The organism is Candidatus Omnitrophota bacterium, assembly GCA_030650275.1.
Classification (GTDB): domain Bacteria; phylum Omnitrophota; class Gorgyraeia; order Zapsychrales; family Fredricksoniimonadaceae; genus JACPXN01.
Genome location: JAUSEK010000023.1, coordinates 36493 through 48896 on the forward strand (window position 1 = coordinate 36493; position 12404 = coordinate 48896).

Annotated in this window: 13 protein-coding genes; 12 read left to right on the forward strand and 1 reads right to left on the reverse strand. The window is 55.8% G+C overall.

Translation table 11 applies throughout. The features are described 5' to 3' along the window. The first annotated feature begins 1 nt into the window (after position 1). The 11 genes from Q7K71_06045 to mnmE all read left to right on the forward strand — a co-directional run bounded on the left by Q7K71_06045 (position 2) and on the right by mnmE (position 11206). On the forward strand, positions 2-277 hold the full coding sequence (locus Q7K71_06045; protein MDO8675655.1) for a hypothetical protein: 276 nt from the start codon (positions 2-4) through the stop codon (positions 275-277). After that, positions 264-1187, forward strand: a complete 924-nt coding sequence (era, locus tag Q7K71_06050; GenBank protein MDO8675656.1) for a GTPase Era — start codon at positions 264-266, stop codon at positions 1185-1187. Before Q7K71_06045 ends, era begins: the two co-directional genes overlap by 14 nt. Then, positions 1174-1833 (forward strand): endonuclease III, encoded by a 660-nt coding sequence (gene nth / locus Q7K71_06055; protein ID MDO8675657.1) that lies wholly within the window; start codon positions 1174-1176, stop codon positions 1831-1833. Before era ends, nth begins: the two co-directional genes overlap by 14 nt. Further along, positions 1830-3119, forward strand: a complete 1290-nt coding sequence (locus Q7K71_06060; GenBank protein ID MDO8675658.1) for a CBS domain-containing protein — start codon at positions 1830-1832, stop codon at positions 3117-3119. The genes nth and Q7K71_06060 overlap by 4 nt, the downstream gene beginning before the upstream one ends. Continuing rightward, the gene (locus Q7K71_06065) at positions 3119-4381 is read left to right on the forward strand and encodes an Nramp family divalent metal transporter (protein MDO8675659.1); all 1263 of its coding nucleotides are present in this window, start codon (positions 3119-3121) and stop codon (positions 4379-4381) included. Before Q7K71_06060 ends, Q7K71_06065 begins: the two co-directional genes overlap by 1 nt. A 55-nt stretch (positions 4382-4436) precedes the next feature. Beyond that, positions 4437-5471, forward strand: coding sequence for an ATP-grasp domain-containing protein (locus Q7K71_06070; GenBank protein MDO8675660.1), 1035 nt, complete (start codon positions 4437-4439; stop codon positions 5469-5471). After that, positions 5468-6652: a KamA family radical SAM protein gene (locus tag Q7K71_06075; protein MDO8675661.1), complete on the forward strand. Its 1185-nt coding sequence runs from the start codon at positions 5468-5470 to the stop codon at positions 6650-6652. Before Q7K71_06070 ends, Q7K71_06075 begins: the two co-directional genes overlap by 4 nt. 78 nt (positions 6653-6730) lie before the next feature. Then, a complete protein-coding gene (gene rpsU, locus Q7K71_06080; protein MDO8675662.1) occupies positions 6731-6886 on the forward strand; it encodes a 30S ribosomal protein S21 in 156 nt (51 codons plus the stop codon). 13 nt (positions 6887-6899) lie between these two features. Beyond that, positions 6900-8474 (forward strand): bifunctional phosphoribosylaminoimidazolecarboxamide formyltransferase/IMP cyclohydrolase, encoded by a 1575-nt coding sequence (gene purH / locus Q7K71_06085; GenBank protein ID MDO8675663.1) that lies wholly within the window; start codon positions 6900-6902, stop codon positions 8472-8474. After that, positions 8474-9766 (forward strand): folylpolyglutamate synthase/dihydrofolate synthase family protein, encoded by a 1293-nt coding sequence (locus Q7K71_06090; GenBank protein ID MDO8675664.1) that lies wholly within the window; start codon positions 8474-8476, stop codon positions 9764-9766. The genes purH and Q7K71_06090 overlap by 1 nt, the downstream gene beginning before the upstream one ends. A gap of 48 nt (positions 9767-9814) precedes the next feature. Continuing rightward, entirely contained in the window at positions 9815-11206 is a 1392-nt protein-coding gene (gene mnmE / locus Q7K71_06095; GenBank protein MDO8675665.1) for a tRNA uridine-5-carboxymethylaminomethyl(34) synthesis GTPase MnmE, read from the forward strand. A gap of 24 nt (positions 11207-11230) precedes the next feature. Here mnmE and Q7K71_06100 read toward each other — a convergent pair whose 3' ends face one another. Beyond that, positions 11231-11869 carry a hypothetical protein gene (locus tag Q7K71_06100; protein ID MDO8675666.1) on the reverse strand — a complete coding sequence of 213 codons (639 nt, stop codon included), beginning with the start codon at positions 11867-11869 and terminating at the stop codon, positions 11231-11233. A 202-nt stretch (positions 11870-12071) separates the two neighbouring features. On the opposite strand from Q7K71_06100, the gene Q7K71_06105 reads away from it, so the two are divergent. Then, complete coding sequence (locus Q7K71_06105; protein ID MDO8675667.1) at positions 12072-12404, forward strand: PilZ domain-containing protein; 333 nt, start codon at positions 12072-12074, stop codon at positions 12402-12404.

The following is a 12404-nucleotide window of genomic DNA, read 5'->3' on the forward strand; positions in this document are numbered from 1 at the left end:
TATGACCTTGGTCGAACAGGTGGGCCTGGTGGCTTCCATCGGCTTACCGTTGTGGAACATCCCGCTCATCATCCGGATCGTCAAACGCCGCTCGTCGGCGGACCTTTCCATGGTCTGGGTCATGGGCGTATGGGTGTGTTCCCTGCTCATGGTGCCGTCGGGTTTTATGTCCAAGGACATTGTCTGGCGCAGTTTCAGCCTCGTGAATGCCGTCCTTTTTACCGGCGTCGTGATCGCCGCGTTCAAATACCGCGAAGGCAGTCATGGCAAAGGATAAAACGATCAGATGCGGGATGGTGGCCATCGTGGGCAGGCCCAATGTGGGCAAGTCCACACTGCTCAACGCTTTGTTGGGTGAAAAAGTGTCCATTGTTTCCAACGTGCCGCAGACGACACGCCACCAGATCCGCGGCATCTACACCGACGGGCGCGGGCAGATCGTTTTTATCGACACGCCGGGATTGCATCTGGGCCGTGATGCCCTGGACAAGCACATGAACCGCGTCTCGGCCGGCTCTGTGGACGGTGTCGATTGCGTCATCCATCTGGTGGATGCCAGCGAACATGTGGGCCAGGAAGAGCGCCATGTCGTGTCCCAGCTGAAGGACTGCGGCAAGCCCGTGATCGTCGGATTGAACAAGGTGGATGTGACCAAAGGCAAATACGTTCCCGACTACATCAAGCTATGGGAGGACATGCGTGGCAAAACAGTGACGGAAATGCCGGATTTGGTCCTGTTCCCGCTCTCCGCATTAAAAGGCACCAACGTGTCCAAACTCGTTGACCTTGTGTTCGAGCGTTTGCCCGAAGGGCCCATGTTGTATCCGGAAGATACCATCACCGACCTGCCGCGGCGCATGGCCATGGCGGACATCATCCGCGAAAAACTTTTTCGCGTCATGCGTGAGGAAGTTCCCCATTCGATCGCGGTCATCATCGAAAAGGCCCAGCCGCGCAAGGGCAAGACCCTGCACGTGCAGGCCCTGATCCTTGTTGAACGCGACAGCCAGAAGGAGATCGTCATCGGGAAAAAAGGCGATGTCCTGAAAACAGCCGGGATCGAGGCCCGCCCGGAACTGGAAGAGCTCTGCGGCGGCAAGGTATTTTTGGAAATGTTCGTCAAGACGCGAAGGCGATGGCGGGATGATCCGGAAATGCTTGAAGAGATGGGTTATGTTGAGCAATAAACAGATCGCCGTTGTCATCAGGCGTTTGAAGGTGGCCATGCGCGATTGGCCGGACCCGTCGGTGACCTTGGTCGGGAAAAAATGGAAAGACCCGTTTTTGGTGCTCATCTCCTGCTTATTGAGCTTGCGGACCAAGGACGAAACCACCCTGCCGGCCTGCGAGCGTCTGTTCGCGCGCGCCAGGGATATCCGCGGCCTCTTGAACATACCGGTCAAGGAAATGGAAAAATTGATATACCCCGTCGGGTTTTACAGGACCAAGGCCCGCACCATCCACGGTGTTTGCCGGGACCTGCGCACACGTTTCAACGGCAAGGTCCCGGAGGACCTGGAGCAATTGCTGACCCTTAAGGGTGTCGGCCGCAAGACGGCAAACCTCGTTGTGACCGAGGGCTTTGGCAAACCCGGCATTTGCGTGGACACGCACGTGCACCGGATCTCCAATCGCCTGGGGTATGTTCAAACCAGGACCCCCGAGGAAACGGAATTTGCTTTAAGGGCAAAATTGCCGGCGCAATACTGGATCGCATATAACGCGATGCTGGTCACGTGGGGCCAGAACGTGTGCAAACCCGTTTCACCGCTGTGTTCGCGATGCCCCGTCAGCAAAATATGCAGGCGGGTCAATGTGGGGATCCACCGATGAAATTATTTTTATATTTCTCCGAAATGATCGGCATGGATGTCCTGGACTCCCAGGGGCAGTGGGTGGCTGGAGTGCATGACATTGCCATGAACCCCCAGGGGGACATTTATCCCAAGGCCACGGAACTCATTGTCCGGCGGGGGTTCTTGGACAAGGAGTATGCCCGCGTCGCGTGGGACGATCTCATCTATATCGAGGAAGAAGTGCGGCTGAAGACGAGCGCCGCCCAAATGGTTTTTACCAAAGACCATCCCCGCTGCGATTTCACCCTGCGCCGCGACATCCTCGACCAGCAGGTCGTGGATACCGACGACCAGCGGGTGGTGCGCGTCAACGACATCCACCTGCTGCGCGTTGAGAACCTTATTTATGCCGCCCACGTGGACGTCAGTTTGCGCGGTCTGGTGCGCCGTTTGGGATGGACCGGGCCCGTTGACCTTCTGGTATGGTTTTTTCGCCGCCAATCCCCGTATTTGACGCTGGAAGAGCTTATTCCCTGGAAAAATACGCAGGTCCTGCCGAAACTGGGGCGCATGAAAAGCGTGCTGAAGCTAGACGTCACCAAAAATAAATTGTCCGGCATTCCGCCGGCGGCGCTGGCAGATATCATGCAGGACCTGGACATTTTTGCCCGTGTATCGCTTTTTAAGTCCTTTGACGCGGCTTTGCAGAACAGGGTTTTCACCGACATGCCGCTGGCGCGCAAGGAAGAATTGATCGACCAGCTCGAAGAGCCTGAGGTGGCGGCCCTCATTCAAAACATCCCGGCGGACGAAGCCACGGACCTTTTGATGAAACTGCCGCGCGCCAAGACCCATCAGCTTCTGCGTTTGTTCGGCTTGGAAGCCAGCAAAAAACTGCGCAAACTGCTGAGTTTTGCCAAGGATTCTGCCGGCGGGCTCATGACCACCGAATACCTGTCCCTCAAGCCGGATGCCACGGTGGCGGATGCCATTGCGAAGATCAAGGACAACACCGATTTTCCCGGGAGCATTTTTTTTCTTTACATCATCGACGACAACCATAAATACCTGGGAACGACGTCCTTGCGGCGCTTCATCAACGCGCAACCGGCCACTCCTTTATTGCGGACATGTTATCCCGAGGACGTGCATGTTTACACGGAAGATGATATCGAGCAGGTGGCGCTGCTGCTGGAGCGTTACAAATTTTCTTCCATTCCCGTCCTTAACCACGAGGGCATTTTGCAGGGGGTCATCACCATCGATGACGTCATGGAAGAATTGATCGCGCTGGTGTGGAGCAAATACAAGGAAAAACTTTAATGAAGAATATTCTGGACGCTGTGCGCAAGCATCCGACCGTTGCCAGGATCATCCTGTTTTTTTCCATCATGGGTCCGGGCATCATTACGGCCAACGTGGACAACGACGCGGGCGGCATCGCCACATATTCTCTGGCCGGCGCGCATTACGGCTACACGCTGTTGTGGTCCATGCTGCCCATCACGGCGGCCCTGATCGTCGTGCAGGAGATGTGCGCGCGCATGGCGGTCGCCACCGGCAAAGGACTGGCGGACCTGATCCGCGAGAATTTCGGGGTCAAGGTCACGTTCTATCTGATGCTGGTCCTTCTGGCCGTCAATATGGGCAACGTGATGGCGGAATTCGCCGGGGTCGCGGCCAGTATGGAAATTTTCGGGGTCAGCAAATATGTTTCGGTGCCTTTGGCCGCGTTCTTTGTCTGGATGCTCGTGGTCAAGGGAAACTATAAATCCGTCGAGAAGGTCTTTCTGCTGGCCTGTTTTTTTTACGTGGCGTACATCATTTCCGGCTTCATGGCCAAACCGGATTGGGGCCAGGTGATGCGCCAGACCGTGGCCCCGCAGATCACGTTCGATCTCGGTTATTTTGTGATGCTCGTCGGTCTCGTGGGGACCACCATCGCGCCCTGGATGCAATTTTACCAGCAATCCTCAACGGTGGAAAAAGGGGTGCCGCCGGAGGAGTATAAACTCGTGCGGCTGGACGTCATCGTCGGTTGCGTCACCGCGCCCGTTGTGGCGGCTTTCATCGTCATTGCCTGCGCCGCGACGCTGTATCAGGCCGGGGTCGGGATCCAGGACGCCAAGGACGCGGCCGTGGCCCTGCAGCCCTTTGCCGGCATCCACGCGACATGGCTCTTTGCGTTCGGTCTTTTGATCGCGTCGCTCTTTGCCGCGTCCATCCTGCCTTTGTCCACCGCGTATTCGATCTGCGGAGGCATGGGCTGGAACGAGGGGGTGAGCAAACGCTTTGACGAGGCGCCGCAATTCTTCGGCCTGTATACGGCCATGATCGTCGTCGGGGCAGGCATGGTCCTCATCCCGGATTTCCCTTTATTGAAAGTCATGTACCTTTCGCAGGTCGGCAACGGAGTGCTGCTGCCGTTCATTCTCATTTTTATGCTCAAACTGGTCAATGACCCACAGATCATGGGGGAGTTCGTCAACAAGCGCGCCATGAACATCGTGGCCTGGTTCACGGTGGCCGTTGTCATCACCCTCACCCTGATCATGGCTGGTTTCAGTTTTGCCCGGATGGTTTAGGAAAAACGGGTTCTTAAAATTTTTTGTAGATATTCGGTGAATTTTTGGTAAAGTTATGGCACAATTATTTCATATGGGAAAAAAAATAGGGCTCACCTACGATCTTAAAAGCGATTGGCAGGCGTCTTCCGACGACCCTGTTGACGCGGCTGCCGAACTGGACAGCTCGCGCACGGTCGAATGCCTGAAAAAGGCGTTCGAGTCGGCGGGACACACGGTCAAACTCATCGGCGGCGTGAAACACCTGCTCAAGATGCTGCCCGATCCCGGCGTGGACATTGTTTTCAACATCGCCGAGGGCCATCGCGGCCGCAACCGCGAAGCCCAAGTGCCGCTCATCCTGGAATTGTTCAACATCCCTTTTGCCGGAGCGGACGCGCTGACGCTGGGCATCACCCTTGACAAGGTGGCGGCCAAGAAATGTTTTATCGCCGACGGCATCCCGACGGCGCGCTACTTCAAGGCGACCGCGGAGGATGACTTAGGCGAGCTCAATACCATCGGTTTCCCTTTGTTCGTCAAGACCCTGCACGAAGGGACCTCCAAAGGGATCACGCCGGGCTCGCGCGTGGAGAACTTCAAGCGCCTGAAGAAACAGGTCGATTTCATCAACATGAATTACAAACAGCCGGCGCTGGTGGAGGAATTCATCAAGGGCACCGAATTCACCGTCGGGATCATCGGCAATGACCCGCCGCAGGCCATGCCGGTGGTGCAATACGCCATCGACGGCAAGACCGAACTGGGCAACGCGTTTTACACCTATGCCCACGTGGTGGACAAAAGCGTTGAGTACATCTGTCCGGCGCCTATCGACGAGGATCTCGCCAGGAAACTGCAGGACATCGCGATCCGTGCTTACAAGAGCGTCGACTGCCGTGATTTCGGGCGCGTGGACTTTCGCATGGACAAGGAAGGTAAGCCGTATGTCCTGGAAATAAACCCTTTGCCCAATTTGAGCCCCGATGACGTTTTTGTGCTCTTCGGCAATGCGCTCAAGCTGACGTACAACCAGATCATTAACAAGATCCTGGACGAGGCCCTGGTGCGTACGGGCCTGCTCCAGAGGGAGGAAGCGTACAAAAAATGAACCCTGTTGCCGCGCCCGCTCAAGAAGAAATAGTCTCTTTGGACCTTCCCAACATCCCTTTGTCCGCCGGTGAAAAACGCATCATCAAGTTTTTTCCGGGAGCGACCCTGGCGGATTGGGAGGATTGGCGCTGGCAGATCCGCAACCGTATCCGCACCTTTGAGCAGATCTCCAAATTCATGACCCTGACCCCCAACGAAGAAAAAGGGGTGAAGGGGGCGGGGGACAAATTGACCATGTCCATCCCGCCGTATTTCGCGGCCTTGATCGACCCCAAGGATACCGGCTGTCCCATCCGCCTGCAGTCCGTGCCCCAGGCCTTTGAATTCGAGACCGCGCCCGAAGAAATGCGCGACCCCTGCGGCGAGGACAAGGATTCCGCCGTGCACGGGCTGGTGCACCGTTATCCGGACCGCGTCTTGTTCCTGGTCAATGAAATGTGCGCCATGTATTGCCGCTACTGCACGCGTTCGCGCATGGTCGGCGACGGCAACCATACGCTCAACATTGCCACGTACGACGCAGCGCTCAACTACATCCGCGGGCACAAGGAGATCCGCGATGTGCTGATCTCCGGCGGCGACCCCTTGACCCTGGGCGACCGCATGCTCGAGTACATCATTTCCAGCGTCAAGGCGATCCCCCATGTTGAATTCGTGCGGATCGGCACCCGCATCCCGGTGACACTGCCCCAAAGGGTGACGCCGGAACTCCTGGCCATGTTCAAGAAGTATTCGCCGATCTGGATGAGCATCCATTTTAACCATGCCCGGGAGATCACACCACGCGTCAAGCATGCCTGCAACATGATCGCCGACGCCGGCATTCCCATGGGCAGTCAGACCGTTTTGCTCAAAGGGGTCAATGACGATCCGGTCGTGATGAAAAAACTCATGCACGAACTTTTGAAGATCCGCGTGCGGCCGTATTACATTTACCAGTGCGACCCCATCATCGGCTCCAGGCATTTCCGCACCAGTGTCGCAACGGGCATCAACATCATGCAGAACCTGCGCGGGCACACCACCGGTTACGCGGTGCCCACCTACGTCATTGACGGTCCGGGCGGGGGAGGCAAGATCCCCATCTCGCCCGAGTACATTGTTTCCAAAGACAACGGCCGTTACGTCCTCAAGAACTTCGCGGGCAAAATATACACCTACGTGGACCCCACCTACTAAGCGTTTGACAATTCGGGCATTCCTATTATAATACACACTTCACCAACCTGTTTCCCCTTGAAGGAGTTGTGACACGCGATGCTGGAAGTCAGGATCTCAGACAAGAACAGTTTCGAGAAGGCCATGCGGCAGTTCAAGAAGCAATGCCAGAAGGATGGTTTTCTCGTTGAATTGAAAGAACGCCGTTTCTATTGCAAGCCCTCCGAGCGTAAGCGCAAAAAAGGCAAACGATAACCCCTTCTACGTGATCAAAGTCAAGCGCGCCCTCATTTCCGTTTCTGACAAGGCCGGGTTGGCGCCATTCGCCCAGGGCCTTGACCGTTTGGGCGTTGAGATCATCTCCACCGGCGGCACCGCCAAATTCCTGCGCGCCTTGAAAATCCCCGTCATTGAAGTTTCCGATTATACCGGATTTCCTGAAATGCTCGACGGCCGGGTCAAGACCCTGCATCCGAAGATCCACGGCGGGCTTTTGGCCGTGCGCGACAATCCCGAACACCTCAAACAACTCAAAGAACAAAGCATCGGCCTCATTGACATGGTCGTTGTGAACCTGTACCCGTTCGAGAACGTCGTACAGAAAAAGAACGTCTCGCTGGACGATGCCGTGAAAAACATCGACGTGGGCGGACCGGCCATGCTGCGCTCGGCGGCGAAGAACTATAAAAGTGTTGCCGTCATCTGTAATCCCGCGCGCTATTCGGAAGTCCTGCAGGAATTGAAAAACAACAGCGGCATCCTGTCCGGCAAGGTCCTGGTCAATCTGGCCCTCGAAGTTTTTGAGCGCACCGGCACGTATGACGCCGCCATCCACGCGTTCTTGCACAGCCGTTTCAAAGGCGACAATGCTTTTTCCGAGTTCCCCAAAGACATCCTTTTGCGTTTTTCCAAAATGCAGGACCTGCGTTACGGCGAGAACCCCCATCAGGCCGCGGCGTTTTATACCGACCCCGCCGTCGGCGGGGCAGGCGGGGCCAGGCCGGGCCTGGCCGGCATGAAGCAATTGCACGGCAAAGAACTTTCCTTTAATAATATCCTCGACATTCAGGCCGCCGCGGCGATCGTGCGCGATTGCGACGGGCCCGCGGCCGTCATCATCAAACACAGCAGTCCCTGCGGCGCGGCCCAGGCCGTGTCTTTGGACAAAGCGTACCGCAAGGCCTTTGCCTGCGACCCTTTGTCCGCCTTCGGGGGTATCATCGGCCTCAATCGTTCCGTCGACGTCAAGACGGCCCGGGCCATCGTTCAAAGCGGGTTCATGGAATGCATCGTGGCCCCGCAATTTGAAAAAGCAGCGTTCGCGCTGTTGTCGCAAAAAAAGAATGTACGGCTTTTGGAACTGGACATCTCCAGCCTGCCCGAGGAAAAATACGATTTCAAGAAGGTCATGGGAGGGCTGTTGCTTCAGGACAAAGACAATCGTATTTTGAAGGCCGAAGAATTGAAGGTTGTCACCAAAGTAAAACCCGACAAGGCCCTTCTTGAAGCCATGCTGTTCGGCTGGAAACTCATCAAACACGTCAGGTCCAATGCCATTGCCGTCATCAAGGGCACGCAAGCCGTCGGCATCGGCGCGGGCCAGACCAGCCGTGTTGACAGCGCCATCCATGCCCTGCGCAAAGCAGGCAAAGCGGCCAAAGGCGCTGTTCTGGTTTCCGACGCTTTTCTGCCCAAGCCCGATACCGTCACCATCGCGGCCAAAGCCGGGATCAAGGTCATCGTCCAGACCGGCGGGTCCATCATGGACCTGGATGTCATCAAAGAAGCGGACAAACGCAAAGTCGCCATGGTGTTCACCGGCGTGCGCCACTTCAAACACTGATGGTTGCTTTTGATCCCCACCAATACCTGAATTCCTTTACGAATTTTGAGAACACCCTGCATCAGCTTAAGGACAAGGATTTTAATCTGGCCCGTGTCGTCGAGTTATTGGATCTTCTGGGCCGGCCGGACAAAGATCTCAAGATCATCCACGTTGCCGGCACCAAGGGCAAGGGCTCAACGTGCGTATTTTTAAGTTATATTTTGGCGGCAGCGGGTTTTCGCGTCGGCCTTTACACTTCCCCGCATTTGCACCGGATCAATGAACGCATCCGCGTTCTGGACAAGGACAGCGTTGAGCGCCGCGAAGATTTTGCCGGGATGATCACCGAGGAACAGCTGGCCCAGACCGTCAGCGTCCTGCGCGGGCACATCGCGGCCATGATGAACCGGGGTTCATTCCTGACTTATTTTGAGGTATTGACCGCGGCGGCGCTATATTTTTTCAGTCAGCAGCGCCTGGATTGGGTCATTTTGGAGACCGGTTTGGGCGGGCGCCTGGACGCGACCAACGCGGTGGACGCGCTGGTGGCGGTCTTGACGCCGGTCAGTCTGGACCACACGCATATTTTAGGCAAGACGCTGGAGCTGATCACCGTCGAGAAATCAGGGATCATCAAAAGTTCCCGCCAAAGGGCCGTGATCGCGCCCCAGGACGAAAAAGTCATGGCCCTGATCTTGAACCGCTGCCGCGAATTCGGTATCCCGCCGATCGTGGTGGACACGGCCAGATATCAGGACCTGAAGGTTTCTTTAAAAGGAGAACATCAGAAGGTCAACGCGTCCACGGCCGTGCATGTGATCGAGTTATTGCGCCATTGGGGGTATAAGGTCCCCGATGAGGCGATCGCCAAGGGGTTAAAACGGGCCCGGTGGCCGGGGCGATTTGAGGTCTTGCAGAAAAAACCCGTGGTCATTGTTGATAGCGCGCATAACGCGGCCTCGGCCAGGGTTTTGGCCAAAACAGTAGCGGATGGATATTCCGGACGGGCGGTGATCCTGGTCCTGGGCGTATCTTTGGACAAAGATATTCAGGGGATGGCGAGGGAATTAAAGGCAATGGCCGCGCGCGTTATTCTGACCCGGGCCGACCACCCGCGCGCGTATACGTTTGGCCGCGACGAGGCCGGAACATTGTTTCAGGATAAAGAATGGTCCGTGACCCAAACAGTCAACGAAGCTCTGGACCTGGCATTGTCCGAAGCCAAGGACAATGATGTGATCGTGGTGGCCGGTTCAGTATTCGTCATCGCTGAAACCAGGAGTATAATGGGGACATCCACCGTAACCTGAATTCCGTAGACTTGAATTCGGGTTACGGTGGGTGTCCCCGTAATTCATATGTATCAATACAAATCATTAGAAGACACGATCGTCGCCATCGCCACCCCGCCGGGCCAGGGGGGCATCGGCATTGTGCGTTTGAGCGGCACGCAGGCGCTGGCGGTTGCTGACCGTATTTTTCAGACAAAAAACGGCAGGAAGATCGCGCGCGCGTTGACGCACACGGTGCATTATGGCCGCATTGTCCATGGGGACAAGACCATCGACGAGGGATTGATCACCGTGATGCGCGCGCCTAAAAGTTACACGACCGAGGATGTGGCGGAGATCAATTGCCACGGCGGTATGGCCGCGGTGCGCGCGGTCCTGGAAGCGGCGCTGGACGCCGGCGCGCGCCTGGCTGAACCCGGGGAATTCACCAAACGGGCGTTCATCCACGGCCGCATTGATCTGCCACAGGCCGAGGCCGTTCTGGATATTATCCAGGCAAAGACGCAGGCATTTTTGCGCGCCGGCCATGCGCATTTGCAGGGTGAATTGTCCGCCGCGCTGGGCGGGATCCGCGACGCGTTGATGGAAATTTATACGGTCATTGAGGCCCTCATCAATTTTCCCGAAGATGATATTGATGCTAAGGGCAGGAATGCTCTTGTCCAACAGATGCAGGCGCAGGAACAAGAAGTTGAACATTTGGTGAGGTCCGCGGACCAGGGGCGCCTTTTAAAAGAAGGCCTGCGCATTGTCCTGTGCGGACGGCCCAACGTGGGCAAATCATCACTGCTGAACGTGCTTTTAAAACATGACCGCGCCATTGTCAGCCCCATGCCCGGGACCACCCGCGACCCGCTGGAAGAATACGCGCAAATTAAAGGTATTCCTTTTCAGATCATCGACACAGCCGGTATTTTGGAACCGCGCGATGTCGTGGAACAAGAGGCGGTCAAGCGCAGCCGGCGGCACATGGAGGACGCGGACATCGTTCTTTTGATCCTGGACGCCGGTGAGCCGCTTTCAAAAGAAGATACGCGTTTGGCCGGACAGATCAAGGGCCGGAAGGTCATTGTTGTTTTAAATAAAAGCGATCTTCCCGCGCGGGTCACGGGTGAAGACATCAGGCGCTTGTTTCCCGACAGTCCCGCGGTGCGCGTCAGCGCGCTTAAAAAGACAGGCATTGAGGATCTTGGATCCGCTCTCATCACATGCGCGGGGCAGGCCAACCATTTTGACGGGCAGGGGATCCTGATCAGCAATATCCGCCACGTGCAGGCCCTTAAGTCCGCGCAAGAGCGCCTTGCCCACGCCGTCACCTTGACGGAACAGGGCACTTCCTGGGAATTCGTTTCCGAGGAGATCAAGGGCGCAATCAATCAGCTGGATGCCGTCACCGGCCGCAACATCGACGCCGATCTCCTGGACCGCATCTTTTCCTCATTCTGCATCGGTAAATAGAGGCAGCTGCTGCCTTAATCCTACTTAATCTTTCTGCTGGATCTGGGTGTAGGCGGACAGGAGTTTCTGGATGAACTGCGGGTCCTGGGCGGATTCCATGACCTTGGGATTGGACATGAGCGTGACATAATCCCTTCTTTGAAGGGCCCTGACAACGCCCGGGTCCTTGAGCAAGGCCTGCATGCGTTCGTCCTCATGCAGGTCCTTGACGGCATCAGTATGTCCGGCCGGTTGGGCAGGAATAAAAGGCGTCAGAAGAGAGTAGGAAAAGGACCGGTGGATGTCCTTACGCAGGGCTGTTATGGATGGATGGATCGGCGGCAAAAATGCCAGGACAAAGACAATCGGCAGCGCCAGGACAGCAACCCACAAAGCCGTGATCATAGCTCCGGCCAACCGTGAAAAGAAGCCCGACTGGACCCTGCCGGAGGCATTGATCGATCCCAGGATCATTTTAAGGATCAAACTCAAGGCAATGGGGCCCAACAGCCCGATGGCAAGGCTGACAGCGATATCTTTTGTCACCCTATAATAGAGAAAAGCAACACCTGTACCGATGATCAGAGCACAGGGGCCGATCACTGAACGGGCAAACCCGCAGCTGGCGCCGCGCAACAGCGCCAACGCTTCGATTAAAAGCAGGCAAATGTCGGTAACAGCCATGATTTGATTATATCAGAGAAAAATTGTTTAAAAAATATTATTTTTTCATTCAAGGATTGTGGTAACCTCAATCAGGCCAACTATTTTGGAATAAATAAAAAGTTGCGATTTTATTTGCACTTTTGCCGGGATGTTTTACAATACCATTAGTAAGAAAGCGTTTTCGCCGTCATCATTTTTTCATACCTTTGTAGGTGGAAGTATGGCAGACGTCAAAAATAAGCGCAGCGAAGACCGCCTGGACTGTTTTGTGCCGGTGGAAGGCAAAGCCGGGTCCGCATTTGACCAGACACAGACCGTGGACATCAGCCGCAACGGCATCGGTTTTGTTTCCTCCCACCCCCATCAAGTCAACGAAAAAGTCGCCATCGAGATCCAATTGAAGCCCAATGCCGAGCCGGTTTTGGTGCTGGGGGTCGTTAAATGGGTGAGTAAACTTTCGGATTCCAAGAATTACCGGATAGGGCTTAATTTTGCCGAAGTCCTTTCCGGTTCCCCAACCCGCCTGGACAGGTATTTTGACGAGGCGGGATAG

Coding starts and splice junctions, on each gene's coding strand:
- Q7K71_06045 (MDO8675655.1), top strand. CDS start 2: ATGACCTTGGTCGAACAGGTGGGCCTGGTGGCTTCCATCGGCTTACCG.
- era (MDO8675656.1), top strand. CDS start 264: ATGGCAAAGGATAAAACGATCAGATGCGGGATGGTGGCCATCGTGGGC.
- nth (MDO8675657.1), top strand. CDS start 1,174: ATGTTGAGCAATAAACAGATCGCCGTTGTCATCAGGCGTTTGAAGGTG.
- Q7K71_06060 (MDO8675658.1), top strand. CDS start 1,830: ATGAAATTATTTTTATATTTCTCCGAAATGATCGGCATGGATGTCCTG.
- Q7K71_06065 (MDO8675659.1), top strand. CDS start 3,119: ATGAAGAATATTCTGGACGCTGTGCGCAAGCATCCGACCGTTGCCAGG.
- Q7K71_06070 (MDO8675660.1), top strand. CDS start 4,437: ATGGCACAATTATTTCATATGGGAAAAAAAATAGGGCTCACCTACGAT.
- Q7K71_06075 (MDO8675661.1), top strand. CDS start 5,468: ATGAACCCTGTTGCCGCGCCCGCTCAAGAAGAAATAGTCTCTTTGGAC.
- rpsU (MDO8675662.1), top strand. CDS start 6,731: ATGCTGGAAGTCAGGATCTCAGACAAGAACAGTTTCGAGAAGGCCATG.
- Q7K71_06090 (MDO8675664.1), top strand. CDS start 8,474: ATGGTTGCTTTTGATCCCCACCAATACCTGAATTCCTTTACGAATTTT.
- mnmE (MDO8675665.1), top strand. CDS start 9,815: ATGTATCAATACAAATCATTAGAAGACACGATCGTCGCCATCGCCACC.
- Q7K71_06100 (MDO8675666.1), bottom strand. CDS start 11,869: ATGGCTGTTACCGACATTTGCCTGCTTTTAATCGAAGCGTTGGCGCTG.
- Q7K71_06105 (MDO8675667.1), top strand. CDS start 12,072: ATGGCAGACGTCAAAAATAAGCGCAGCGAAGACCGCCTGGACTGTTTT.